This is a genomic window from Gluconobacter sp. OJB (assembly GCF_039638275.1).
GTDB classification, from domain to species: Bacteria; Pseudomonadota; Alphaproteobacteria; order Acetobacterales; family Acetobacteraceae; genus Gluconobacter; species Gluconobacter cerevisiae.
Genome location: NZ_JBDIWH010000001.1, coordinates 183,228 through 208,147, shown reverse-complemented (window position 1 = coordinate 208,147; position 24,920 = coordinate 183,228). Strand labels below are relative to the sequence as shown.

Here is a 24,920-nt window from a genome sequence, read left to right as displayed (position 1 = left end):
CTTTCAGAGATACGGCAGCAGAAGCCTGACGGCATTATTGCGCATCCGGATCAGGAATGGCTTGCTGTCCAGATCATGATGGGTCAGCCGGTTGCGGCGATGCGTTTCCATGAATGTGGCCAGCTCTTTCGCCACGTCCCGGTCATAGATTTCCAGATTGATCTCGAAATTCAGTCGCAGCGAACGCATGTCGATATTCGCACTCCCAACAAAGCTCCATTCATCATCCACGACCATCAGCTTGGAATGATTGAAGGGCGGGTCCGCCATCCAGACGCGGCAACCCGCATCCAGAAACTGCCGCAGATTGGCGTCCCGCGCATGATCGATCAGAACGTGATTGCTGCTTTTCGGTACGACGATATCAATGACCACCCCCCGAAGTGCCGCCAGAATAAGCTCGGTCGAGAAGCGGTCATCCGGCAGGAAATAGGGTGTCATCACCCAGATATGGCTCCGCGCCAGCGCGAAGGCCTGCAACATCCCGTATTCGATCTTTTCCAAATCCGTATCCGGCCCTGACGTGACGATCCGCATGGGAACGTCCCCTATCGGCAGCGGCTCAGGCAGATAACGCTCGCCCTGAAGCTCTTCGCCCGTTGTGAACGACCAGTCCCACGCGAACGCAACTGCAAGCTGATGCACGATCGGCCCGTGCAGACGAAAATGCGTATCCGCCACCGGCAGCTTTGTCCGCAGGCGGAGCATGTTCTCCTCGCCGATGTTCAGGCCGCCCATGAAGCCGACTGTCCCGTCCACCACAAGGATCTTGCGATGGTTGCGCAAATTGATGAATGGCATGCGCCAGGGCCAGACCGAATGCATGAAGCGCGCGCAGGCCACACCCTCCTGTCGCAGGCGGCGTTCGATGCCGCAACGGAAATACCCGCTCCCGATCCCGTCCACCAGAACACGGACCTCCACGCCTCGCCGTTTGGCCGCTACCAGGGCCTCCGCGAAACGCTGACCGACCTTGTCGTCACGGAAAATATAGGAACACAGGATGATCGACGTCTTCGCTTGTCCGATCGCCTCCAGCATCACGGGATAGGCATTGTCCCCGTCATGCAGGCAGGTGATGGAATTGCCCCGCATCAGAGGCCGTTCCGTCAGACGCCCCAGCATTTTTGAAAGTGGCGCCAGAGTGCCGTCCACGGTCTGCCGGTACTGCGCCAGCGGATCGCGCCCCTCCCACAGATGACGATTCACCATTTTCTGCGCGCGGCGCCGGACGCGATTGATGCCAAACATCAGATACAGAACCGTACCCAGAAACGGCGCAATCCAGCAGATGCCGATCCACCCCGTACAGGACGCCGTGTTCCGTTTGTGCACGAGTGCGTGAATCGTCACCAAAAGAGGGAGAGCCCAGCGCAGGATCTGCACGAGAATATGGAAAACGGTCCAGTGCAGCATAAATTTCCTTGTTATGGACGATCCGTGCGGACCATCTTTCGTCATCCTTTCGCAAAGATCATGGATGCGCCAGCCCCTGTCCTTGCGATAGGATCATCGTTCAGCCCGTCATCTGAAAAGGAGAGCGTCCCATGCAGCACCGCCCACAGCTCTTCTACACGACGGCTCCGGCCCCGTGCCCCTACCTGCCCGACCGGACAGAGCGCAAAGTCCTGACCGAACTGGCTGGCCCCGACGCCGTTGCCCTGCATAACCGTTTGTCACAGGCCGGGTTCCGCCGCAGCCATGCTATCGCCTATGCGCCCGTCTGTATCGGCTGCCGCGCCTGCACCCCCATGCGCATTCCGGTCGCAACCTTCGCCCCGACCCGGACCCAGAAAAAAATCAGCAAGCGCCATGCTGATCTTATCGTCGACATGGTGCCTCCGGTTCCCACCGACGAGCAGTTCCGCCTGTTCGAGATGTATCAGGCTGTCCGCCATCCCGACGGCGACATGGCCCATATGTGCTGGCGCGATTATGCCGAACTGATCGCCAACACCCCGGTCGAGACGTTTCTGGCCGAGTTTCGTCGTCCCGATGGAACGCTTGTGTGTGTCAGCCTGATCGACCGTCTCTCGGATGGACTATCCGCTGTGTACACGTTCTATGATGTCAACGATCTGACGGCGTCTTGGGGGACGTTCTCGATCCTGTGGCTGATCGAACAGACTGCCCGGATGAGACTGGAGCACCTGTATCTGGGCTATTACGTCCCTGGCAGTCCCAAAATGGCCTACAAAGCCGCTTTCGGACCTGCCGAAGTTTTTCGTGACGGCCACTGGAGCCTGCTGGCCGGGACACTCCCGGCCTGAGGCATCTTCAACCCTTACGCAGCATCCATTGCGGCGCAGCGCGACCAACCGCTCCTCGACGTCCTTCCAGTGGCGTCAGGTCGGCCGTTGCGCGGACGCGCTGACCTTCCTGCCACAACAGCCCATCAGACAGGGTCAGGGTCCGCATGTCCCGCAGCGTGCTATCGCCCAGTTTCTGGAACGCGACACCGGCGCCCCGTGTCATTTCCGGCACCTGTTCCAGTGGAAAAATCAACGCCCGCTTGTTCTGCCCCAGCGTCAGGACATGCGTGCCACCGACCGGAATACAGGCAAAGACCTCGTCGCCATCCTTGACGTTGAAGACCTGCTTCCCCGTCCGCTTTTCCGCCACAAGTCCAGCTTCGGACACGATCATCCCACGCCCGGACGCAGACGCGATCAGGCGACGTCCTTCGTCCGAAACCGGGAACAGAGTCACGATCCGGTCTTCCTGAGGCACTTCCACGACGGTCCGGAACGGCTGCCCGAACCCACGGCCGCGCGGCAGATCGGCAGCCTTGATCGTGAACGCCTTGCCACTACTGGAAATCAGGCACAGCCGGTTCGTGCTCTGGCACTCCACCGACAGCCAGCCCTCGTCGCCTTCCTTGAAGCGATGCCCCTGCGGATCAAGGCCGTGGCCCTTCATGGCCCGAATCCACCCTTCTCGGGACAGCAGAACCGTCAGCGGTTCGCGGTCGATTTCCAGTGCCGCCGAGATATCAACCGGCTCCGGCGCTGCGGCAATCAGCGTCCGACGGTCACCAAGCGGGCCTGACCCGAATTTCTTGATCGTGCCGTCCAGATCCTTGCAGATCCGCGTCCAACGCCGACGTTCCGAACCCAGCAACGTTTCAAGCGCCTTCTGTTCGTCGGCGAGTTTATCGCGCTCACGCTGGATTTCCATTTCCTCAAGCCGCCGCAAAGAGCGCAAACGCATGTTCAGCACGGCTTCAGCCTGAATATCCGTCAGGCTGAACGTGTCCATCAGGCTGGCCTTGGGCTCGTCCTCCTCGCGGATGATGCGGATCACCTCATCAAGGTTCAGATAGACTGCAAGGAAACCATCAAGAATTTCCAGCCGCCGCAGAACCGCTGCCAGACGATGGTTCGACCGCCGCACCAGAACTTCATGAACATGGTCCAGCCATGCCCGCAGAACCTCTTTCAGAGACAGCACACCTGGAACGCGATCACCGCCCAGAACATTCATGTTCAGGCTGAAACGGTTCTCAAGCGCCGTATTGCGGAACAGCGTCTCCATCAGGACTTCGGGCTCGACACCCTTGGTCTTGGGCTCCAGCACAAGACGGATATCGGTCGTACTCTCATCACGGACATCGCCCAGAAGCGGCAGTTTACGCTGCTCCATCAGGTCCGCGATCTGTTCGATCAGGCGGGATTTCTGCACCTGATACGGAATCTCGGTGACAATAATCATCCAAGTGCCGAAGCGGCCCTGTTCGACCTCCCAGCGTGCGCGCGTTCTGAAACTACCACGACCTGTTTCGTAAGAACGGATAATGGAGTCGCGCTCTTCCACCAGAATGCCGCCTGTGGGGAAATCCGGCCCCGGAATCAGATCCACCAGTTCGGCGATCGTTACATCCGGCTTCTCGATCAGAAGCTTGGCGGCCCGACAGATTTCAGCAGCATTATGGGGCGGAATGCTCGTCGCCATACCCACTGCAATGCCTGCCGCGCCATTGGCCAACAGATTCGGAAACGTCCCCGGCAGCACGATCGGTTCGTGATCTTCATTATCGTAGGTCGCACGGAAATCGACAGCATCGTCCTGAATACCGTCCAAAAGCGCCTGCGCCACTTCCGTCAGGCGGCTTTCGGTATATCGCATGGCCGCCGCGCCATCGCCGTCGATGGAGCCGAAATTGCCCTGCCCCTCTACCAGCGGATAACGGACCGCGAAATCCTGTGCCAGACGCACCAGCGCCTCGTAAACGGACGCATCACCATGCGGATGGAATTTACCAATCACATCACCGACGACACGTGCACACTTTTTAAACCCTGATGTGGGATCAAGGCGTAACTGCTGCATCGCATAAAGGAGGCGGCGGTGGACCGGCTTCAGGCCATCACGCACGTCCGGAAGGGAACGCGACATGATTGTCGACATCGCATACGCAATATATCGCTCGCTCAGAGCCTCAGCGAGCTTGGTATCCTCGATATGACCAGCAAGATCCGTTCCCATAGCGCTCCCCTTTTTCGAGCAGGACTTAGACACTGGCGTGCCCTTCTGTCCAGCGCCCTCCTTGTCGGCGCGACCGCCTGTTCACCATACCGTCCGATCCAGAAAGCCGAGATGTCTCTCGCGCTGGCAGGCTTTACCGCGCACCCGGCCGACACAACGGCACGCTGGGCCATGATGAACCTCCTGCCCCCCGACACGCTGGCCTATCGCATGCAGAACGGACAACCGGTCCTGCTTTATGCCGACCCTATCGCGTGTGGCTGCGTCTATATGGGCGACAAGAATGCCTACGCTGCCTACAGAGCCATCCATCCGGTCGATCTTGCACAGGAACAGCGGATGACTGCCGAAATCAATCAGCATCCCGGCTGGGACTGGTCCGTCTGGGCGAGTACGGCCGATGTCGACGTCGTCAACGGCCTGCGTCCCGGCCCCAGTCACGTTTTTTACTAAGTGGGGTCCATCGTCTGATCCGGGGGAGCGACCTGAAGACGCTGCACATAATCAACCAGCCGCTCCCGCGCTGCCGGCAAAGGCTGGTGTCGAACACCGAAGACCCAGCGCGACAGGAAATGCCCTGTCAGCGCGAGGCCGTTTTTCCAGTCGTCAGGCATCCCGTCCTCTGCTTCATTCATCATCAATGTCGGCAACGGTAACAGACGGTCCCGCCACTCTCCTGCACCGTTCTGACTTACGGCATGGCCGGAACGGGGAGACACATATATCAGATCTTCCCGCGCGCCTGTCACAGCGCAGTCCGAAAGATCAAGCCCATAGCCGAGCCCGGCGAGAAGCTGGCTTTCCCAGCGCAGATAGGCGCCCATCGGGGCTGGATCCGGGGCCACACTGATCAGCGTCAGAAGTCGTACCAGCCGCATAAAAATCTCTGGATGCGCTTCACCCTGCGGCAGTGCTCCGTCCACCAGAGCGCACGCACTACTCACCATCTCAAGCTGGAGCGGAGCATCCAGAATACGCCCCGCTACGCACTGCACAGGCTCGGCAGTCAGTGTGCCCAGCTGGTCCGCCAGCCGCGCCCGCCAGCGCGCCATAACCAGATTGCCGGTCTGCCACAGGGATGCCTGCCGACGTGATGCCCCGCCCCGTACCATTCCGTGCGAAACGCCGTGTTCCTCGCTGAACAGATGAACCAGCGCACTGCCTTCGCCATAAGGCCGAACAGACAGAACCAGCGCCGCCGCTTCCCATTCCATCCGTGTTTCCTCCCCAATGGCTAAAAATAAAAAAAGCCCCCGCACGCCAGAGCGTACAGGGGCTTTTTTACAGACTTTCACGTCCGACCTGAACCAGACAGACCTGACTCAGATCAGAAACGGAAAACCTTACTTGGTGCCAGCGGCAGCAGCGACTTCAGCAGCGAAGTCGTTTTCTTCCTTCTCGATGCCTTCCCCGAGCTGGAAGCGCTCGAAACCAGCCAGCTTTGCACCAGCCTTCTCGACGATCTTGGACACGCGGCTCTCGCCGTCCAGAACCCATACCTGCTCCAGAAGAACGACTTCTTCATAGAACTTGCGGATACGGCCTTCGACCATCTTCTCGATGATGGCTTCCGGCTTGCCGGACTCACGAGCCTGCTCGATCAGAACAGCGCGCTCGCGCTCCAGGGATTCCGGATCGACGCTGGCAACATCCAGTGCAGCCGGGCGGGTTGCCGCAACATGCATACCGATCTGGCGACCCAGCGTCAGCAGCGCGTCAGACTCGGACGGAGCTTCGAGAGCGGCGAGAACGCCGATCTTGCCGATGCCCGGACGCAGGGCGCTGTGGACGTAGCTGGCAACAACACCAGACTCGACCGACAGGACCTTGGCGCGACGGATGGCCATGTTCTCGCCGATCGTGGCGATCAGATGCGTCAGTTCGTCAGCAACCGTACGACCGGACGGAACCTTGGAAGCCTTGATGGTGTCCAGATCGTCACCGACTTCGAGTGCAACGTGTGCGACCTGCTCGACGAAAGCCTGGAAGGCTTCGTTACGACCCACGAAGTCCGTCTCGGCGTTGACTTCGACCATGGCGGCACGGTTCTTGCCGGACACAACGCCGACCAGACCTTCAGCCGTCGTACGGCCGGACTTCTTTGCAGCCTGGGACAGACCCTTCGTGCGCAGCCAGTCGATGGCGGCGTCCATGTCGCCGGCAGCTTCCGTCAGGGCCTTCTTGCAATCCATCATGCCTGCGCCAGTGGCTTCGCGCAGTTCGCGAACCAGGGCTGCTGTGATTTCTGCCATTTATCTCATCCCTCAAAAAAGATCATGCGGCCGGACGAATTCGCCCGGCCGCATGCCATGTTTCAGTTGCCGTTTTCCATGACCGGACCCCGGCAGTCTGTTCAGCCTGCGGAAGCGGGAGCTTCTGCGCCTTCAGCAGCAGCGGCTTCAAGAACAGCCGTCTCAGCCGGCAGTTCCTCGGCAGCACCGATGTCCTGACCCGAAGCAGCCAGCTCGGCGGAAATACCGTCGAGAACCGCACCGGAAACCAGATCGCAATACAGGGTGATAGCGCGGATGGCGTCATCGTTGCCCGGGATCGGATAGGTCACGCCAGCAGGGTTGGAGTTGCTGTCCAGAACGCCGATGACCGGAATGCCAAGCTTCGTGGCTTCTTCAATCGCCAGCTTTTCCTTGTTCGTGTCGATCACGAACAGCAGGTCGGGCAGGCCGCCCATTTCCTTGATGCCGCCGAGGGAACGCTCGAGTTTCTCGCGGTCACGCGTGATGTCGAGAACTTCCTTCTTCGTCAGACCAGCCGTGCCATTGGACAGCATTTCGTCGATCTGGCGCAGACGCTTGATGGAACCCGTGATGGTCTTCCAATTGGTCAGCATGCCGCCGAGCCAGCGGTGGTTGACGTAGTACTGGCCGCAACGCTGTGCAGCTTCAGCAACATGGTCAGCCGCAGCGCGCTTGGTGCCAACGAACAGGACGCGGCCACCGTTGGCAACGGTGTCACGGACAACCTTCAGGGCGCGGTCCAGCATCGGAACCGTCTGCTGCAGGTCGATGATGTGAACCTGGTTGCGCACACCGAACAGGTACGGCGCCATGGCCGGGTTCCAGCGACGGGTGTGGTGACCAAAATGAACGCCGGCTTCGAGCAGCTGGCGCATGGTGAAATCAGGCATTGCCATGATTCAGAATTCCTTGCGTCTGGTTAAACCTCCGCATGGCAACGTCCCTTTGAAAAGGACACCAGAAAACCCGTGAGCCATGCGTGCGGATTGTTTCCGTCAGGACAGATCCCGACGAAGAACGCTCGCGATATGGCGGAAAATCCCTGCGGACGCAAGCTCTGTCCGCAGAATTTCATACAATATCCACACGCAGGATCAGACCTGCTGCGCCTTTTCCACCCCCCGGATAGTCCGCAGCCGCTCCGCCAGTCGGGGGGTTACGCGGTACAGTCCGGGAATGGAGATTTCCACGTCCTGCGTCTCCTCAACGGAAGGCAGGAGCTTCACCCGACCAAATCCTCCCTGAACTTCCTCCAGAAGCGCCGTGAGTTCGGACAATGCACTTTCCTGCTTCAGCCAAACGCGAATTTCCGACCGCTCTGCCGCCGCTGCAGCTTCAAGATCAATGACGCTCTGGGCCGTAATCCGCAGCGCATCCCCGTCAGTCTTGAGTTCGGCATTCACCAGAATGGCCTGTCCGGCCACCAGCAGATCTCGACAGGAGATCAGTGTTTCTGAAAAGAGCGTGACCTCGCATCCTCCACCGCTATCGGACAGATTGACCCATGCCATCTTCTTGCCGGTTCGGGTCGGTCGTTCCTTGCGATCGACAACGCAGCCTGCGATCTTGACGCGCGTTGTCCCTGTTTTTGCAGCGTTTTCCAGGGCGTTGGATGGTGTAACCCCAAGTCTGCGCAACACACTGCGATAGGCATCGAGCGGATGAGCACTCATATGAAAGCCGATAGCCGAGGCTTCAAGCGAAAGACGCTCGAAATCTGGCCAGGGGCGCCCTTCGTTCAACCGCAGGATCTCACGTTCCTGCCCAACGCCGCCAAACAGGCCCGTCTGACCTACTTTTTCTTCCTGCGCACGCGCCTGAGCACGACGCAGGAGAATGTCAGCACTGGCAAAAACCGTGTGTCTGTCTTTGAGAAGACTGTCGAAAGCTCCTGCTTTTGCAAGACTTTCGATCTGGATCTTGTTCAGGCTCTTTGGATCACAGCGTTCGGAAAAATCCGTCAGATCCTGAAATGGACGTTCTCCGCGCGAAGCAACGACGCTTTCCATCGCCACGGCTCCCACACGCTTAATGGCTGAAAGCGCATAGCGAATACCCTGCTGTCCATCTTCCATAATCTCGATGGAAAAATCTGCCATAGATTTATTGATATCAACGGGTAACACGGGAATCTTCATCCTGCGTGCTTCCTGACACAATGCTGCCAGCTTATCCGTTTTTTCCCGAGCCAAAGACATGCAGCCGGCAAGAAACGCTACCGGATGGTTCGCTTTCATCCAAGCCGTCTGATAGGACACCAGTGCGTAAGCTGCTGCATGCGATTTATTGAAGCCATAATCGGCGAAACGAGCCATAAGATCAAAGACTTCGATCGCCTTATCCTGCGGAATACCGCGGGCTGTGGCACCTTCAGTGAAAATCGCGCGCTGTTTTTCCATTTCAGAGGCAATCTTTTTGCCCATCGCACGCCGCAGCAGATCTGCACCACCAAGACTGTAACCAGCCATCTTCTGCGCGATCTGCATGACCTGTTCCTGATAGACCATGATGCCATAGGTCTCTTCAAGAATGTCGCGAATTTCCTCGTGCGGAGGCTCCCAGTGCTCGCCGTGTTTGCGCCGACAGTAATCCGGAATATTGGCCATCGGTCCTGGGCGATATAACGAAACGCCCGCAATCAGATCTTCGAGCCTACTGGCCGCCATCTGTTTAAGCATGTCCCGCATCCCCGCGCCTTCGAACTGGAAGACACCGGCCGTATCGCCCTTGGCCAGCATTTCGAATGTCTTCGCGTCGTCCAGCGGAATACGTGAGAGATCGACTGTAACTCCTTGTTCTTCAAGGAAATCCAGTCCGCGCTTAAGGATCGTGAGCGTTGTCAGGCCAAGGAAGTCGAACTTCACCAGCCCGGCCTGCTCGACATATTTCATGTTGTACTGCGTCACGAGCATGTCGCTCTTGGGATCGCGGTACAACGGCACCAGTTCCACCAGTTCACGATCACCGATCACTACACCCGCAGCATGGGTGGAGGCGTGACGGTACAGACCTTCGAGCTGCAACGCGATTTCCATTAGGCGCTTGAGCGACTCATCACTGTCGCGCATTTCCTGAAGCCGTGGCTCTCCGTCAATTGCGTCCGAGAGCGACACGGGCTTGGCGGGATTGTTCGGGATCAGTTCGGCTACACGGTTGACCATGCCATAAGGCAATCCCAACACACGGCCCACGTCCCGCACTGCCGCCTTGGCCTGAAGCTTTCCGAACGTGATGATCTGCGCCACCCGGCTTCCACCGTATTCCTCGCGCACATAACGGATCACCTCATCGCGACGATCCTGACAGAAATCGATATCGAAATCCGGCATGGAAACGCGCTCGGGATTCAAAAACCTCTCGAACAGCAGCCCGAACGGAATGGGATCAATGTCCGTAATCGTCAGTGCATAGGCCACAAGCGACCCTGCCCCTGACCCACGTCCGGGGCCGACCGGAATGTCGTGCGCTTTTGCCCACTGGATGAAGTCTGCAACGATCAGAAAGTAGCCCGGGAACCCCATCCCCACGATGATATCGAGTTCTACCTGAAGCCGTTCTGAGTAAAGTCTACGCTTTTCCTCATCCGCACTGACCGCTTCAAGACGCTTTTCCAGCCCTTCCCAGGCCATGGCGCGCAGAGTTTCTTCTTCCGTCGAACCTTCCCGAACCTTCGGGCAGATTGGCAGAAGCGGCTTGCGCGTGCAGGCTGCCACCGCGCATTTTTGTGCAATGATCAGTGTGTTGTCGCAGGCTTCCGGCAGGTCGTGAAAGACAGCCCGCATCTCCGCCGGGGTCTTGAACCAGGCCTGCGAAGACACATGCCAGCGATCATCTTCAGCGATGGTCCGCCCCTGCGCGATGCAGAGAAGCGCGTCATGGGCCTCATGCATTTCAGGCTTGGGAAAGAAGCATTCATTGGTCGCCACCAGAGGAATGTTCATCTCATCTGCCATCGGGATCAGAACACTCTCGACCTCCTGTTCTCCAGCCTCTCCAAGCCGGTTCAGTTCGACCGCGATATTTCCCCGGAAAGCCTCTTCCAGCCGTGTCAGAAGCGCTTTTGCCTCAGACTTCTGCTCTTCAAGAATCAGCCTGTTGATCGGGCCGCGATTGCCGCCAGTCAGCAGAAACAGCCCTGCCGCGTGCTGGCAGAGAAATTCGACAGCAATGGAAGGATCGGCAGGATCGCCGTTCAGAAACCCTTCGGAAGACAGGATCTGGAGGTTTGCGAGGCCTTCCTCGTTCCGCGCCAGAAGAACTAGAGGCTCGGAAGTTGCTCCCGGTTTGGTCGAGCGGGGTGGAAGCGAAATCTGGCAGCCCACGATCGCCTGCACACCGTTGCTCCGACAGTAGAGCGAGAATTCAAGCGCCCCGAAGAGATTGCCACTATCCGTAAGGGCAACGGCTGGCATGGCATTTTTGGCGGCCAGACTCACGAGTTCGGGAATCCGGATCGCACCCTGACTCAGGGAATAGGCAGAGTGATTTCTGAGATGAACAAAATCGGCATGAGACATGCCGCAAGTCTATCAGGGACGGACATCAGATGCAGGATTTTTTAAAACCTGCCGCTTCGATTCAGCGTCCTATAGCGAAACGAGTTTTCCATCCCGCAACGTCACGGTCCGGTCCATACGCGAGGCCAGTTCATCGTTATGCGTAGCGATCAGCGCCGCTGCGCCTTCTTCCCGCACGACACGCAGAAGCTCCCCAAACACATGATCCGCCGTGCCAATATCCAGATTGCCGGTCGGTTCGTCTGCCAGAAGCAGTTTGGGCTGATTGGCCAGCGCACGCGCAATCGCAGTCCGCTGCTGCTCCCCACCGGACAGGCGACCGGGCAGCGATTCAAGGCGATGAGAGAGACCAAAGCGGCCGAGCAGATCCTTGGCTCGTGCGCGAGCCTGCTTCGGGGAAACGCCAGCAATGAGTTGCGGCAGCATGACGTTTTCGCAGGCCGTGAACTCTCCCAGAAGATGATGAAACTGATACACAAACCCGATCTGATCCCGCCGGATCGCCGTCCGCAATGTATCGCTCAATCCGCTTGCCGGACGATCTGCCACGAAAACCGTGCCTTCAGACGGCGCTTCCAGCAGACCTGCAAGGTGCAGAAGCGTGGACTTTCCGGTGCCACTTGGCGCAACGAGAGCCACAATTTCACCGGCACGCAGTTCGAACTCGGCCCCGCTCAGGATTTCAAGCGTCTCTTCACCCGATCGAAAACGGCGTTTCAGGCCTTCAAGACGCAAGGCACTTGCCCCCACGGAATGCTCATTCATGACGCAGGGCCTCGATCGGATCGGTTCTGGCCGCGCGCCAGGACGGATAGAGTGTCGCCAGAAGCGAGAGCGCCAGAGACATTCCGATCACTTCCCACACCTGGGACCACACCAGTTTCGCAGGCAGACGTTCCAGAAAATAGACTTCCGGATTGAACAGATTGGTTCCCGTCAACGACTGAAGCCACTGTCGGATCCGCTCAATATTCAGCGCAAAAGCAATTCCCAGCGCGGACCCCGCTACGGTTCCGACAATTCCGACAGACGCGCCGCACATGAGGAAAATCCGCATAATCGCGCCCCGGCTCGCTCCAAGCGTCCGCAGCACCGCGATGTCCCGTGTCTTATCCTTGACCATCATGATCAGCGAGGAAATCACATTGAACGCCGCGACAAGAATGATGAGCATCAGAATCAGGAACATGACGTTCTGCTCGACTGTGACTGCATCCAGAAAACCGTTGGCGCTCTGCGTCCAGTCCAGCACTCGCAGACGCGGATCTTCCAGACGCTCGGCAATGGCCTTGCGCGTCGGCTGGACATTGGACGGATCATTCGTCGAAACCTGAATGAGCGAAACAGCCGAAGACCCCAGCATCAGGAATTTCTGTGCAGCTGGCAGCGGCATCAGGACGATGCCGGAATTATAATCGTTCCAGTTGGCATCGAAAATGACGGCCACATGATAGGTTTTGACCCGTGGCATGGTGCCGAACGGCGTTGCCTGTCCGTCTGGCGACAGAAGCGTGATCGGGGAGCCAACTGTCAGCCCGGCCCGATCAGCCATCGTCGTTCCGATCGCAACCGCGTCATCGCCCGTGAAATTGTTCAGACTTCCCGCAATAATTCCGCTGCTCAGGGCGGTCCAGTCCCGAAGCGACTGCTGGGACACGCCCTGCATTTCCGCTCCGGACGAGAAGCGACCCGCCTCCACCAGCACGGTTCCCTGCGCCATGGGAATAACGGATTTTACGCCCGGAACCTGCTGGATGGCAGCGACATCATTTTCATAAACTTCGATAGGACGACCGTAGCCATACACGGTCAGATCACCGTGCAGACCTAGGATACGTCCCATCAGATCGGCCTTGAAGCCGTTCATCACCGACATGACGATGATGAGAGTCGCCACTCCGAGCGCTATCCCGATCAGGGAAAAAATGGCGATGATCGAAGCAAAACGTTCACCACGGCGGGCACGGAGATACCGTCCCGCCACCATGCGCTCAAAGCGGCCGAACATCAGGCGGCTCCGATTTTGGCCAGAGCGTCCTCAACCGACAATTCAAACCGCTCGCCCGTGGCGCGCTGCTTGAGCTCGACCTTACCTTCCTTGGCACCCCGCGGCCCGACAATAATCTGCCAGGGGTGTCCCATCAGATCCGCATCGTTGAACTTCACACCCGCGCGGTCTGAACGGTCATCATACAGCAGGTTCTCGGGATCGGTGCCGTAGATGGTCTCACAGATCGCATCGCAGGCTTCATCACCCTGACGCAGGTTCAGGATTGCCGCCCGATATGGCGCGACCGATGCGGGCCAGATGATACCAGCCTCGTCATGCGATGCCTCGATGATCGCGCCGACCAGACGCGACACACCAATGCCATAAGACCCCATCTGCGGATGGAACGACGCCCCATCAGAACCGATCACTTCAATACCCATCGATTCCGTGTACTTCGTACCAAAATAGAAGATGTGACCGACTTCGATCCCACGGCCTTCGCGCTTGCGCTTCTCCGGGATTTTAGCCCATTCGGCTTCGTCGTGCTTTTCGTCCGTCGCGGCGTAATGGTCGGTCACAGTTGAGAAGAATGTGGCGAGACTTTCATGATCGTCACAATCGACCGGACGACCGAGCCAATCCTGTTCCTCAAGAGCCGCATCAAAGAAGACGCCGCTTTCACCCGTCGGAGCAAGAACGAGGAATTCGTGGCTCAGATCGCCACCGATCGGTCCCGTATCGGCGACCATCGGGACAGCCCGAACACCCAGACGCTGGAAGATACGCAGATAAGACAGCATCATCCGGCGATAGCTGGCGACGGCATCCTCGTATGTCGCATCGAAGGAATAGGCGTCCTTCATCAGGAACTCACGCCCACGCATCACGCCGAAACGGGGGCGCACCTCGTCACGGAACTTCCACTGGATGTGATAGAGCGCCTTGGGCAGATCCTTGTAGGACTTCACGGATGCTCCGAAGATATCCGTGATCATTTCTTCGTTCGTCGGCCCGTACAGCAGATCACGGCCATGACGATCCTGAATCCGGAGCATTTCCGGACCATAGGCGTCATAACGCCCCGAGCGGCGCCACAGATCGGCGGACTGAAGCGTCGGCATCAGGACTTCCTGTGCGCCGATGGCATCCTGCTCTTCACGGACGATCTGCTCAATATTGCGCAGAACCCGCAGGCCTGCCGGCAGCCAGGCATAAATACCCGAAGAGGTCTGGCGCACAAGGCCAGCCCGCAGCATCAGGCGATGAGACGCGATCTGCGCCTCGGCCGGAACTTCCTTCAGCGTCGGCTGAAAGGCTTTCGTCAAACGCATGTGTTACTTCTCTCAGACGCGCAGCAGATGAACATCGACAAGCGGACGCTTCTGGAGCTTGCGCCCCAGAGCACGGCGCAGGGCCGTTTTGGCCGCATCGCGGAAAGCTGCATCATCCTGACGCAGTTCATCCGGGATCTGGTCGATGGAGTCGGCAAACTCTTCCTGAATACGGATGCTTTCCGGATCATCAGCTTCCAGCAGGCCCGGCGCACTGATCTTGGGCTCACCAATGACATAACCTTCGTCGTCGACGGCAAAACTGGCCAGCACGATGCCGTTGAACAGCATCTTGCGACGGGCTGCGAGAACACCGCCCGTCATCGGCAGCAGACGGCCGCCATCCAGTGCCAGACGGCCCGTCGGCGCCGTGTCGACAACCTTCACCTCACCCGGAGACAGGTTGAGGATATCGCCGTCTTCCAGCAGGATCGGCTCGGAACCCATTTCGTGCGCCAGTGCGGCATGGGCCGTCAGGTGACGCCATTCTCCGTGGGTCGGAATGCTGTATCTCGGACGGACGATCCGATAGAGCGTGCGAATGTCTTCGCTGGTCGCATGACCGGACGTGTGAACCTTGGCGTCCTTGTCCGTCAGGACCGTCACGCCACGACGCGACAGATTATCCTGAACGGCCATGACGGCCTGTTCATTGCCCGGGATCATCCGCGAGCTGTAGATCACCGTATCGCCTTCGCCGAGGGCGATGTTCGGATGCGTGTCGGACGCAATCCGCGACAGGGCTGAGCGTGGTTCGCCCTGACTGCCCGTGATGATCATCAACAGGCTGTCATCGTCCACATCCCGAGCATCCTGCTCGGTCAGGAACGGCGGCAGGTCCTGAAAATAGCCGCACTCACGTGCAGCCGTCTCAAGATTGCGCAGCGAACGGCCGACGATCATGACCACACGCCCCGAGGCCTGAGCCGCCTTGGCGATGCTCTCGACGCGCGCCACGTTACTGGCGAAGCACGTCACGGCAATGCGGCCTTCCAACCCCATGATCAGATCCGTCAGGCCCTTTCGGACGTCCGCTTCGGACTCGGACTTGCCCGGCTTGAGCACATTGGTGCTGTCGCCGACCATGGCCAGAACGCCTTCGTCGCCCAGCTTGCCGAACGTCTCAAGGTCCGTCACCGGACCAACCAACGGGTTCTCGTCCAGCTTCCAGTCGCCCGTATGGACGATCAGGCCATGCGGCGTCCGCAGCGCCACAGCCTGAGCTTCGGCAACCGAATGCGTGACGGAGACGAACTGAAGATCGAACGGTCCAACTTCAAAACGCGAAGCCGGACGGATAACGTGGATCTTCACCTGATTGTTCAGATGAGCTTCCTGCAACTTGCGCCGCAGAACCGCAGCAGCAAACGGCGTTGCATAAACCGGGCAGCGCAGATACGGCCACAGATGCGCCACCGCACCCAGATGATCTTCATGCGCATGGGTAATTACCAGACCGCACAGATCGCGCGCACGATCAGCAATAAAGGTCGGGTCCGGCATCAGCACTTCGGCTTCGGGTGTGTCATTACCCGAAAATCCGATGCCGCAATCGATGGCAAGCCAGGTGTCGCGACCGTTCTTGGTGAGGCAGTAGAGATTGAAATTCATACCGATCTCGCCCGTCCCGCCCAAGGGCAGGAAAGACAGACCGTCCGGTTTTTCCGTCATGATAGTTCCTTGCAGATACAATATAAAATTAAAACGAGAGTCATTGCCCGATGCCCTGTGGGCGCTCAGGGGAATAGGAAAGAGGCGGACCTGTATTGCGGTCCGCCAGAAGGCGCAGGCCATCCAGCGTCAGATCGGGCGCCAGCACGTCGAAAAGCGGCGTTCCCTCAGAGAACAGCGGGGCCAGACCACCTGTTGCAATCACTGTTGGCGTTGCGTCCATTTCATCGGAAATACGACGGATCAGTCCCTCGACCAGCCCGACATAGCCCCAGAACAGGCCAGAGCGCATCGCAACGCTCGTATTGCGACCGATTGCCGTTGTGGGGCGTCCGATGCTCATGCGCGGCAAGCGTGCTGCGGCACGATGCAGCGCGTCAATCGACAGGTTTACCCCCGGAGCAATTGCGCCGCCACAGAACTGACCCGCCGTATTGACGACATCAAAAGTCGTCGCAGTGCCAAAATCGACAACGATCAGAGGAGTGCCATAAAATTCACGCCCCGCCAGACCGTTCAAACGCCGGTCCGCACCCAATTCGTTCGGATTTTCCACAAGGACATCGATACCCCAGTCCAGCCTTGCATTGGCGACAAGGGGCACGACATCCAGCCATTCACGACAGAAACGGCGCAGTTCATACAGCGCCACGGGAACCACGGTACCGATAATGGCGCGACTGATCTTCTTCGCATCCAGACCCAACCGGTCGAAAAGAGTCAGAAGCCACGCCGCATATTCATCCGCCGTGCGTGCTTCGTTCGTCGAGATTCGCCATTGTCCGAGCCACGACTTTCCGTCGTGTACAGCGAACACGATGTTGGTGTTTCCAGCATCAATGACGAGAAGCACGTTGCGATCCGGTCCTTCAATCCAGCAGAATATCGCCGGTTACAACCGGAATGGTTTCACCGTTGGAAAGGGTCAGCAGCAGGCGTCCCTGCGCATCAAGCCCTGAAAATGAACCTGTAATATAGGTTTCACAACCCTGAACCGCAAGCCGCGACCCGACCGGATGTGCACGGGCCAGCCACGCGCTCCGGATCGGTTCAAATCCCTGCTCTGCCAGAATATCGGTCCAGCGCTCAATCTGCGCGACCAGAATCTTACCAAACGCTTTCGCGGATGGCGCAGCAGTTATTTCGGAAAGTGCGGCAAGACGGCGGCCGGGGATCTCGGGAGCCTGCGTCAGATTGGCTCCGATTCCCACGACGACCCATGGCCTGCCCTGCGGCCCACCCGCCTCGATCAGCACACCAGCCATCTTGCAGCCATCCAGCAGCAGATCATTGGGCCACTTCACCATAAAAGGCGTCGGCCCTGCAGACGCAGGACAGAAATGCGTGGCGGTCTCGTACAAGGCTACTGCAGTGAGAAATGGAAGAGCCGTGATGAACATCGCAGGATCAACAGGACGGAACAAAAGCGAAATCGCAAGGTTCCCTCCCGGATCAGTCCATGTTCGTCCGCGCGTACCGCGCCCTGATGTCTGGAAAAAGGCCTGAACGGCCAGATATTCAGGTTCTCCGGCTTCAGCTCTGATTTTGCAGAGGTCGGAAGTGGAGCCGAGCGTTTCATGGTATTCGAAACGCCAATTCATGGCTGCATGGTATTCATAATGGTGGGCGATGACGGGATTGAACCGCCGACCCTCTCGGTGTAAACGAGACGCTCTACCGCTGAGCTAATCGCCCTCAGAATGTTTGTGAGGCCTATATACACGGTTCCGGATGGCGGTAAAGCCACCCAGAACCGTTTTGTGAGCTTTTTCAGCTCACGGCGTCCTTCAGACCCTTGCCCGGCTTGAAGCGGACAGAGGTGGATGCCGGAATGTCGATTTCTTCGCCCGTACGCGGGTTACGGCCCTTGGCGGCCTTACGCGTTGCGGTCACGAAGCTGCCGAAGCCGACGAGACGGACTTCCTGCTTCTTGGCAAGCGTCGCTTCGATCGTGCTGAACACCGCATCGACAACTTCGCTGGCCTTTGCCTTCGGAAGATCGGCTGCGTCTGCAACGGCGGCGATCAGTTCCTGCTTGTTGAGGGGCTTCTCCATGATGTGCCTTTCTGGTGTTAGAGCGCCTGAGCCGGGCTCAGATGAGTCCCTTCTGGCTCAGGCGCCTTGTTCGATCTGCGGCCGCACTATGAAGCGGATTTTTCCGGCGTCAACTGCCAGAATCGCAGAAGATCGTCCGTGTTAGTGGGGAAGTGCCTGCGGAGCCGCTTTATCCACCGTTATTTCACTGATGGGATCAACATTTTCATCCCATTCAATGGCTTCCGGCATACGAGTCAGCGCAATCTTGAGCACTTCATCCACGTGGCTCACGGGAATGATCTTGAGCGCGTGCCGGACATTATCCGGCACTTCCGCCAGATCCTTCTCGTTATCCTTAGGAATCAGGACCGTCTTGATCCCTGCCCGCAGGGCTGCCAGCAGCTTCTCCTTGAGCCCTCCGATCTCCAGAACCCGGCCCCGCAGAGTGATCTCGCCCGTCATGGCGACATCCCTGCGGATGGGGATCTGCGTCATGATGCTCACCAGAGACGTCGCCAGCGCAATACCGGCAGACGGACCGTCCTTGGGCGTTGCACCTTCAGGAAGATGGATATGGATGTCCCTCTTCTCAAACAGCGGCGGCCGGATCCCGAAATCCTGCGCCCGCGAACGAACATAAGAAAGCGCTGCAGAAATACTCTCCTGCATCACTTCACCCAGCTTTCCGGTCTGCTTGACGTTGCCCTTGCCCGGAACCATCACGCTTTCGATCGTCAGGATCTCGCCGCCGACCTGTGTCCAGGCCAGTCCTGTCACAACGCCAACCATATCCTCCGTCTCGGTTTCACCATGACGGAAACGGCGAACGCCAGCATATTTCTCAAGGTTTTCCGGCGTAATCGCGACATGATTGACACCGGTTGTGATGATTTCCTTGACGGTCTTGCGTGCCAGTTTGGCAAGTTCGCGCTCAAGGTTTCGCACGCCTGCTTCACGGGTATAAGCCCTGATCAGTTCACGGATCGTATCATCCGTCACTGTCCATTCATCTGGCTTGAGATTATGCGCCTCAGCCTGCTTACCCAGAAGATGACGGCGCGCAATCTGCACTTTCTCATCTTCGGTATAACCGGAGAGGTTGATGATTTCCATGCGATCCAGCAGCGGCTGAGGCATGTTCAGACTGTTAGCCGTCGTGACGAACATCACGTCTGAAAGATCATAATCCACTTCGAGATAATGATCCGCAAACGTAGAGTTCTGTTCCGGATCCAGCACTTCAAGCAGAGCCGAAGACGGATCACCGCGCCAGTCGGCCCCCAGCTTGTCGATCTCGTCGAGCAGGAACAGCGGATTGGAGGTCCGCGCCTTCTTCATGCCCTGAATGATCTTGCCCGGCATGGAGCCGATATAGGTCCGCCGATGACCACGGATCTCGGATTCATCACGAACGCCACCCAGTGACATGCGAATGTAATTCCGACCAGTTGCCTTGGCGATGGAACGCGCCAGAGAGGTCTTGCCGACGCCTGGCGGCCCGACGAGACACAGGATCGGCCCCTTGAGCTTCTGCGAGCGCGTCTGAACGGCCAGATATTCGAGAATACGTTCCTTGACCTTTTCCAGACCGTAATGCTCGGCTTCAAGCACGTCTTCAGCATGCTGGAATTCGCGCGTGATTTTCGAACGCTTTTTCCAGGGGATACCCAGCAGCCAGTCGAGATAGTTGCGGACAACCGTACTCTCGGCCGACATCGGGCTCATGCCACGCAGCTTCTTCAGCTCGGCATGGGCCTTTTCCTTGGCTTCGCGGCTCAGACGGGTCTTGTTGATCTTTTCTTCAAGCTCGGAATTTTCGTCCTTACCGTCCTCGCCCTCGCCGAGCTCCTTCTGGATCGCCTTGAGCTGTTCGTTCAGGTAATATTCGCGCTGGGTCTTTTCCATCTGCCGCTTCACGCGGTTACGGATGCGCTTCTCGACCTGAAGAACGCCAATTTCCGTTTCGATATGAGCGAACACCTGCTCCAGACGCCGTGCGGGAGACGCCGTTTCCAGAATGTCCTGCTTCTCGGAAATCTTGAGGTTCAGGTGGCTCGCAATCGTATCAGCCAGCTTGGAAATACCCTCGATCTGATTGATCGAGACCATGACTTCCGGCGGAATTTTCTTGTTGAGCTTGATGTACTGCTCAAACTGAGAAACCGTTGAACGGCTCAGCGCCTCGATTTCGCTTCCCGGCGCCGCATCCACGCCTTCTTCGGGAATTTCTTCAATTTCAGCTTCGAAATGTCCGTCCACATCAAACAGACGCGTGATATGCACACGACGCGTCCCCTCGACCAGAACCTTGACGGTGCCGTCCGGCAGCTTCAGCAACTGCAGAATGGTCGAGACTGTACCGTAACGATAGATATCATCGACCGAAGGATCGTCCAGAGAGACATCCTTCTGCGCCACAAGCAAGATCTGCTTGCTCTCGCGTGTCACGGTTTCCAGCGCCTTTACCGACTTTTCACGCCCGACAAACAGCGGCACGATCATGTGGGGAAAGACCACGATATTACGCAATGGCAGAACGGCCATCACATCGTGACGCACAGGCTCCTGCTCGACTTCTACAACAGCAGGCGCTGCAGCCTTGCGTGGCTTACGAACAGCCTTCTTGGGCGCTGTTACGGGTGTTTCTGCAACAACCACGTCATCCGTCTTTTTTGTCCGGCGACGGGTTTTCGGCTTGGTATCGTCAGTCATTCATTTGATCTCCAGAGGGACGATCTTGCGATACCGACCTGCCTTGCAGCGTCAGTATCGCATCTCTTTCATGCCTGAGAGGCATGAATTGGGACAACCTCAGTCAGTTATGTCGAACCCCGAAGGCTCCGACACAAGAGCCTAAACCATTTTTACGCAGACTGTTCGGCAGGCTCCGACTTGCCTTTTCCATAGACATAGACCGGCTGTGCCTTGCTTTCAGCCACTTCGCGATTGATGACGACCTCTTCGACCCCTTCAAGGCCGGGAAGGTCGAACATCGTACCAAGCAGGATGTTTTCCAAGATCGAACGCAGGCCGCGCGCACCGGTTTTGCGCTCGATGGCGCGTTTGGCGATGGCAGCGAGTGCATCATCCGTAAAGGTCAGCTTGACGCCTTCCATTTCGAACAGACGGCCATACTGCTTTACCAGAGCGTTTTTAGGCTTGCTCAGGATCTGGATCAGGGCGGATTCATCCAGATCATTCAGAGCAGCGATGACCGGCAAACGGCCAATAAATTCAGGAATAAGGCCGAATTTCAGCAGATCTTCCGGCTCCACACTCTGAAGAATGGCCCCCAGACGACGCTCATCTTCGGAACGGACATCAGCCCCGAAGCCAATCCCCGATCCCTTGCCACGGGCCGAAATAATCTTGTCCAGACCGGAGAAAGCTCCACCACAGATGAAGAGCATATTGGTCGTATCGACCTGCAGGAACTCCTGCTGCGGATGCTTGCGGCCACCCTGCGGCGGCACGGAAGCAACCGTGCCCTCCATGAGCTTCAGAAGCGCCTGCTGAACACCTTCACCCGACACGTCACGCGTGATGGACGGGTTGTCGGACTTGCGAGAAATTTTGTCGATTTCGTCGATATAGACGATGCCGCGCTGTGCCCTGTCCACATTGTAGTCGGCGGACTGGAGCAGTTTGAGAATGATGTTTTCCACGTCCTCACCGACATAGCCGGCTTCGGTCAGGGTCGTGGCGTCGGCCATCGTGAAGGGAACATCAAGAATACGCGCCAGCGTCTGGGCGAGCAGAGTCTTGCCCGAACCCGTTGGACCAATCAGCAGGATGTTGGATTTCGCAATCTCAATATCGGTGCTCTTCGCGGCATGGGCGAGGCGCTTGTAGTGGTTGTGAACCGCCACGGAGAGCGCACGCTTGGCCTCGAACTGACCGATCACGTAATCGTCAAGAACCTTGCAGATTTCCTTGGGCGTCGGAACACCATCACGCGACTTCACGAGATGGGTCTTATGCTCCTCACGGATAATATCCATGCACAGCTCGACGCATTCATCACAGATGAAAACCGTGGGACCTGCAATCAGCTTGCGGACTTCGTGCTGGGATTTCCCACAGAACGAGCAATACAGGGTGTTCTTGGAATCGCCGGATTTGTTGCTCACTGCTGCTTCCTTTCCCTTACGCACGACATGGCCGCATTCACGCAGCAGACATGCGAAAGAACTTTAACTTTAGGCCGAGGTCAAAGCCTTCGGCAACCCCGGAGCCTGAAAGGCCCAAGACACGAAAAGCGGCATATCGGAATGCCGCTTTTCGGTTCCAAGAGGAGCAACGTGCTCCCCATTCTGGAAATGCCTTAACTCGGGTCTGCTGTCGTCTCGTGCGGATTACGCTCGACGACCTTGTCGATCAGGCCGAACTCGCGGGCTTCATGCGCCGAGAGGTAGCTGTCACGTTCGAGCTTTTGCTCGATCTGCTCCAGTGTCTGACCGGTATGCTCGCGATAGATCTCGTTCAGTCGCTGACGGATGATGAGAATTTCGCGAGCTTGGATCTCGATATCCGAAGCCTGCCCCTGTGCACCGCCGGAGGGCTGATGGACCATCACGCGGGCATTCGGAAGGGCGTAACGGTGTCCCTTCTCGCCACCTGCGAGCAGCAGCGACCCCATGGACGCAGCCTGACCGATGCAGACTGTGCTGACCGGGCAGCGGATGTACTGCATGGTGTCATAAATCGCGAGACCAGCGGACACGACGCCGCCCGGGCTGTTGATATAGAACGAGATTTCCTTGGTGGGATTAACGCTCTCAAGATAGAGAAGCTGCGCGCAGATCAGGGAGGAAACCTGATCGTAAACGGGTCCGGTCAGGAAAATGATGCGCTCCTGAAGGAGACGCGAAAAGATGTCGAAAGCGCGCTCTCCGCGGGCAGTCTGCTCGACCACCATCGGCACCAGAGAGTTGCTCAACACCTCGAGGGGATCACGATCCCGAATGGCCATGCTGTCTGTTCCTCAATGCCCGATAGGCTTTCTTCTACTCCCTAACATGGACCCGACATGGCGTTCCGTCAAAGGGAGCAGGCAGGAAAAAACGGGCACCCCGAAGAGTGCCCGCTGGTTCCCGCGCCGAAAGATCAGAGTTCGGCGGGCGGGATTTCTGCCAGTTCTTCCGGCGTCACGTCCTTGTCGGTGACGTCGGCCAGCTCGATCAGGTAATCGACGACCTTGTTTTCCAGAATCGGGCCACGGAGCCCTTCAACGGCCTGCGGGTTCTTGGAGAAGAACTCGAAAACCATCTGTTCCTGGCCCGGATACCGCTGGGCTTCCTGCTGCATCGCGCCCAGAAGCTCTTCACGGGAAACCTGGATTTCCTGCTTGCGGCCGATTTCAGCCAGCAGCAGACCCAGCTTCACGCGACGCTCGGCAATGCGACGGTAGTCGGCCTTGAGGGTCTCTTCGTCCTTGCCAGCATCTTCCTCGTCCAGACGACCGGCCTTGCGGTCTTCTTCGACGCGGGCCCAGATCTGGTTGAACTCGGCGTCAACCATACTGGACGGTGCTTCGAAGTCCGTCTTCTCGGACAGGGCATCCAGAAGATCACGCTTGATGCGCAGACGCGAGAGCTGCTGGTATTCGCCTTCAGCCTGCTCGGTGATGATCTTGCGGATCTGCTCGAGGTTCTCGAAACCGATCGTCTTGGCAAGCTCGTCGTCGATGGCCGGATCAACGGCCTTCTTCAGGGACTTCGCCTTGATGTCGAAAGTCACGGCCTTGCCGGCCAGTTCTTCGGCCTGATAGTCGGCAGGGAACGTCACGTTGATGACGCGCTCTTCGCCAGCTTTCATGCCTTCCATCTGCTCGGCGAAGCCGGGGATGAAGCCTTCGCCGCCGATTTCGACATTTACGTCGTCAGCCGTGCCGCCGTCGAACGGCGTGCCGTCCAGCTTGCCCACGAAGTCAACGCAGACCACATCGCCCTGAGCGGCTGCGCGGTCTTCTTCGATCGTCTCGAACTTGCGGCTGCGACGGGCAACATCGTTCAGCGCCTTCTCGACGGTCTCTTCGCTGACCTTGGCGCCAAGGCGCGTCAGCTTCAGGCCGGACAGATCGGGAACTTCGATTTCCGGGAGAACTTCGGTCTCAACCTTGAATTCGAGATCCTTGCCGTCTTCGATGGCGGAGACCACTTCGACCTTCGGCTGCATCGCCGGACGGACGTTCTGCTCTGCGAACAGCTTGGTCGTGGCGTCGTTGATGACTTCTTCCAGCAGTTCCGCATTCACGGAATCGCTGTAACGCTGCTTGACGAGGGAGGCCGGCACCTTGCCCGGACGAAAACCGGGCAGCTTGATCGTCTTGGCGACTTCAGCGAGTCGTGCATCGCGACGAGCCTGCAGGTCAGCAGACGGGACAACGACGGTGAAGGCGCGCTTAAGTCCTTCGTTGAGCGTGGGCGTAACCTGCATGAGCCAGGCGATCCTCTCGGTCGGTAGGTTGGTCAAATCTCTTTCTCGGGAAGCCGGGTTGGTGCGGGCGGAGGGACTTGAACCCCCACGACTTGCGCCACCAGAACCTAAATCTGGCGTGTCTACCAATTTCACCACGCCCGCAGCGCTCGGCTTCCTGGCTCGTGTTACCGAACCTCGGAAGCGCGGCCTT

19 protein-coding genes and 2 tRNA genes are annotated in these 24,920 nt (G+C 58.1%); 2 read left to right on the top strand and 19 right to left on the bottom strand.

All coding sequences use genetic code 11. From position 1 onward, the window contains the following. Positions 1 to 3: 3 nt before the first annotated feature. Positions 4 to 1,416, bottom strand: a complete 1,413-nt coding sequence (gene cls / locus ABDK74_RS00965; protein ID WP_346002353.1) for a cardiolipin synthase — start codon at positions 1,414 to 1,416, stop codon at positions 4 to 6. Positions 1,417 to 1,547: 131 nt separating this feature from the next. Between cls and ABDK74_RS00960 the strand changes: the two genes are divergently transcribed. After that, entirely contained in the window at positions 1,548 to 2,270 is a 723-nt protein-coding gene (locus tag ABDK74_RS00960; protein WP_346002352.1) for an arginyltransferase, read from the top strand. A gap of 7 nt (positions 2,271 to 2,277) precedes the next feature. Here ABDK74_RS00960 and parC read toward each other — a convergent pair whose 3' ends face one another. Beyond that, positions 2,278 to 4,485 carry a DNA topoisomerase IV subunit A gene (gene parC, locus ABDK74_RS00955; RefSeq protein ID WP_346002351.1) on the bottom strand — a complete coding sequence of 736 codons (2,208 nt, stop codon included), beginning with the start codon at positions 4,483 to 4,485 and terminating at the stop codon, positions 2,278 to 2,280. Here parC and ABDK74_RS00950 point away from each other — a divergent pair. Beyond that, the gene (locus ABDK74_RS00950) at positions 4,462 to 4,938 is read left to right on the top strand and encodes a hypothetical protein (protein WP_346002350.1); all 477 of its coding nucleotides are present in this window, start codon (positions 4,462 to 4,464) and stop codon (positions 4,936 to 4,938) included. The two genes, parC and ABDK74_RS00950, sit on opposite strands and share 24 nt — an antisense overlap. Here ABDK74_RS00950 and recO read toward each other — a convergent pair. The 17 genes from recO to ABDK74_RS00865 all read right to left on the bottom strand — a co-directional run bounded on the left by recO (position 4,935) and on the right by ABDK74_RS00865 (position 24,871). Then, entirely contained in the window at positions 4,935 to 5,699 is a 765-nt protein-coding gene (recO, locus tag ABDK74_RS00945) for a DNA repair protein RecO (protein WP_346002349.1), read from the bottom strand. The two genes, ABDK74_RS00950 and recO, sit on opposite strands and share 4 nt — an antisense overlap. Positions 5,700 to 5,828: 129 nt before the next feature. Further along, complete coding sequence (gene tsf, locus ABDK74_RS00940) at positions 5,829 to 6,737, bottom strand: translation elongation factor Ts (RefSeq protein ID WP_346002348.1); 909 nt, start codon at positions 6,735 to 6,737, stop codon at positions 5,829 to 5,831. A gap of 101 nt (positions 6,738 to 6,838) precedes the next feature. Further along, positions 6,839 to 7,636, bottom strand: a complete 798-nt coding sequence (gene rpsB / locus ABDK74_RS00935) for a 30S ribosomal protein S2 (RefSeq protein WP_346002347.1) — start codon at positions 7,634 to 7,636, stop codon at positions 6,839 to 6,841. A gap of 198 nt (positions 7,637 to 7,834) precedes the next feature. Beyond that, positions 7,835 to 11,257, bottom strand: a complete 3,423-nt coding sequence (dnaE, locus tag ABDK74_RS00930) for a DNA polymerase III subunit alpha (RefSeq protein WP_346002346.1) — start codon at positions 11,255 to 11,257, stop codon at positions 7,835 to 7,837. A gap of 69 nt (positions 11,258 to 11,326) precedes the next feature. Continuing rightward, complete coding sequence (locus ABDK74_RS00925) at positions 11,327 to 12,022, bottom strand: ABC transporter ATP-binding protein (RefSeq protein WP_346002345.1); 696 nt, start codon at positions 12,020 to 12,022, stop codon at positions 11,327 to 11,329. Next, positions 12,015 to 13,265, bottom strand: coding sequence for a lipoprotein-releasing ABC transporter permease subunit (locus ABDK74_RS00920; RefSeq protein WP_346002344.1), 1,251 nt, complete (start codon positions 13,263 to 13,265; stop codon positions 12,015 to 12,017). Before ABDK74_RS00920 ends, ABDK74_RS00925 begins: the two co-directional genes overlap by 8 nt. Beyond that, on the bottom strand, positions 13,265 to 14,581 hold the full coding sequence (gene proS / locus ABDK74_RS00915; protein ID WP_346002343.1) for a proline--tRNA ligase: 1,317 nt from the start codon (positions 14,579 to 14,581) through the stop codon (positions 13,265 to 13,267). The genes ABDK74_RS00920 and proS overlap by 1 nt, the downstream gene beginning before the upstream one ends. A gap of 12 nt (positions 14,582 to 14,593) precedes the next feature. Then, positions 14,594 to 16,252, bottom strand: coding sequence for a ribonuclease J (locus ABDK74_RS00910; protein WP_346002342.1), 1,659 nt, complete (start codon positions 16,250 to 16,252; stop codon positions 14,594 to 14,596). A 40-nt stretch (positions 16,253 to 16,292) separates the two neighbouring features. Beyond that, on the bottom strand, positions 16,293 to 17,105 hold the full coding sequence (locus tag ABDK74_RS00905) for a type III pantothenate kinase (protein WP_346002341.1): 813 nt from the start codon (positions 17,103 to 17,105) through the stop codon (positions 16,293 to 16,295). Between the two features lie 16 nt (positions 17,106 to 17,121). Further along, entirely contained in the window at positions 17,122 to 17,853 is a 732-nt protein-coding gene (locus ABDK74_RS00900) for a biotin--[acetyl-CoA-carboxylase] ligase (RefSeq protein ID WP_346002340.1), read from the bottom strand. 19 nt (positions 17,854 to 17,872) lie between these two features. Then, positions 17,873 to 17,947 (bottom strand) — tRNA-Val (locus ABDK74_RS00895). 75 nt (positions 17,948 to 18,022) lie between these two features. Further along, positions 18,023 to 18,307 carry an HU family DNA-binding protein gene (locus tag ABDK74_RS00890; protein ID WP_011251684.1) on the bottom strand — a complete coding sequence of 95 codons (285 nt, stop codon included), beginning with the start codon at positions 18,305 to 18,307 and terminating at the stop codon, positions 18,023 to 18,025. A gap of 141 nt (positions 18,308 to 18,448) precedes the next feature. Further along, a complete protein-coding gene (gene lon, locus ABDK74_RS00885; protein WP_346002339.1) occupies positions 18,449 to 21,001 on the bottom strand; it encodes an endopeptidase La in 2,553 nt (850 codons plus the stop codon). 152 nt (positions 21,002 to 21,153) lie between these two features. Continuing rightward, positions 21,154 to 22,419, bottom strand: coding sequence for an ATP-dependent Clp protease ATP-binding subunit ClpX (gene clpX, locus ABDK74_RS00880; RefSeq protein WP_194254613.1), 1,266 nt, complete (start codon positions 22,417 to 22,419; stop codon positions 21,154 to 21,156). A gap of 194 nt (positions 22,420 to 22,613) precedes the next feature. Continuing rightward, on the bottom strand, positions 22,614 to 23,261 hold the full coding sequence (locus ABDK74_RS00875) for an ATP-dependent Clp protease proteolytic subunit (protein ID WP_062029672.1): 648 nt from the start codon (positions 23,259 to 23,261) through the stop codon (positions 22,614 to 22,616). Positions 23,262 to 23,395: 134 nt separating this feature from the next. After that, positions 23,396 to 24,727: a trigger factor gene (tig, locus tag ABDK74_RS00870; protein WP_194262089.1), complete on the bottom strand. Its 1,332-nt coding sequence runs from the start codon at positions 24,725 to 24,727 to the stop codon at positions 23,396 to 23,398. A 59-nt stretch (positions 24,728 to 24,786) separates the two neighbouring features. Next, a tRNA-Leu gene (locus tag ABDK74_RS00865) sits at positions 24,787 to 24,871 on the bottom strand. Positions 24,872 to 24,920: the final 49 nt, after the last annotated feature.

What these genes read in the sequence shown, in the direction of transcription:
- cls (WP_346002353.1), bottom strand. Translation starts at nt 1,416, where the DNA reads ATGCTGCACTGGACCGTTTTCCATATTCTCGTGCAGATCCTGCGCTGG.
- ABDK74_RS00960 (WP_346002352.1), top strand. Translation starts at nt 1,548, where the DNA reads ATGCAGCACCGCCCACAGCTCTTCTACACGACGGCTCCGGCCCCGTGC.
- ABDK74_RS00950 (WP_346002350.1), top strand. Translation starts at nt 4,462, where the DNA reads ATGACCAGCAAGATCCGTTCCCATAGCGCTCCCCTTTTTCGAGCAGGA.
- parC (WP_346002351.1), bottom strand. Translation starts at nt 4,485, where the DNA reads ATGGGAACGGATCTTGCTGGTCATATCGAGGATACCAAGCTCGCTGAG.
- recO (WP_346002349.1), bottom strand. Translation starts at nt 5,699, where the DNA reads ATGGAATGGGAAGCGGCGGCGCTGGTTCTGTCTGTTCGGCCTTATGGC.
- tsf (WP_346002348.1), bottom strand. Translation starts at nt 6,737, where the DNA reads ATGGCAGAAATCACAGCAGCCCTGGTTCGCGAACTGCGCGAAGCCACT.
- rpsB (WP_346002347.1), bottom strand. Translation starts at nt 7,636, where the DNA reads ATGGCAATGCCTGATTTCACCATGCGCCAGCTGCTCGAAGCCGGCGTT.
- dnaE (WP_346002346.1), bottom strand. Translation starts at nt 11,257, where the DNA reads ATGTCTCATGCCGATTTTGTTCATCTCAGAAATCACTCTGCCTATTCC.
- ABDK74_RS00925 (WP_346002345.1), bottom strand. Translation starts at nt 12,022, where the DNA reads ATGAATGAGCATTCCGTGGGGGCAAGTGCCTTGCGTCTTGAAGGCCTG.
- ABDK74_RS00920 (WP_346002344.1), bottom strand. Translation starts at nt 13,265, where the DNA reads ATGTTCGGCCGCTTTGAGCGCATGGTGGCGGGACGGTATCTCCGTGCC.
- proS (WP_346002343.1), bottom strand. Translation starts at nt 14,581, where the DNA reads ATGCGTTTGACGAAAGCCTTTCAGCCGACGCTGAAGGAAGTTCCGGCC.
- ABDK74_RS00910 (WP_346002342.1), bottom strand. Translation starts at nt 16,252, where the DNA reads ATGACGGAAAAACCGGACGGTCTGTCTTTCCTGCCCTTGGGCGGGACG.
- ABDK74_RS00900 (WP_346002340.1), bottom strand. Translation starts at nt 17,853, where the DNA reads ATGAATTGGCGTTTCGAATACCATGAAACGCTCGGCTCCACTTCCGAC.
- ABDK74_RS00890 (WP_011251684.1), bottom strand. Translation starts at nt 18,307, where the DNA reads ATGGAGAAGCCCCTCAACAAGCAGGAACTGATCGCCGCCGTTGCAGAC.
- lon (WP_346002339.1), bottom strand. Translation starts at nt 21,001, where the DNA reads ATGACTGACGATACCAAGCCGAAAACCCGTCGCCGGACAAAAAAGACG.
- ABDK74_RS00875 (WP_062029672.1), bottom strand. Translation starts at nt 23,261, where the DNA reads ATGGCCATTCGGGATCGTGATCCCCTCGAGGTGTTGAGCAACTCTCTG.
- tig (WP_194262089.1), bottom strand. Translation starts at nt 24,727, where the DNA reads ATGCAGGTTACGCCCACGCTCAACGAAGGACTTAAGCGCGCCTTCACC.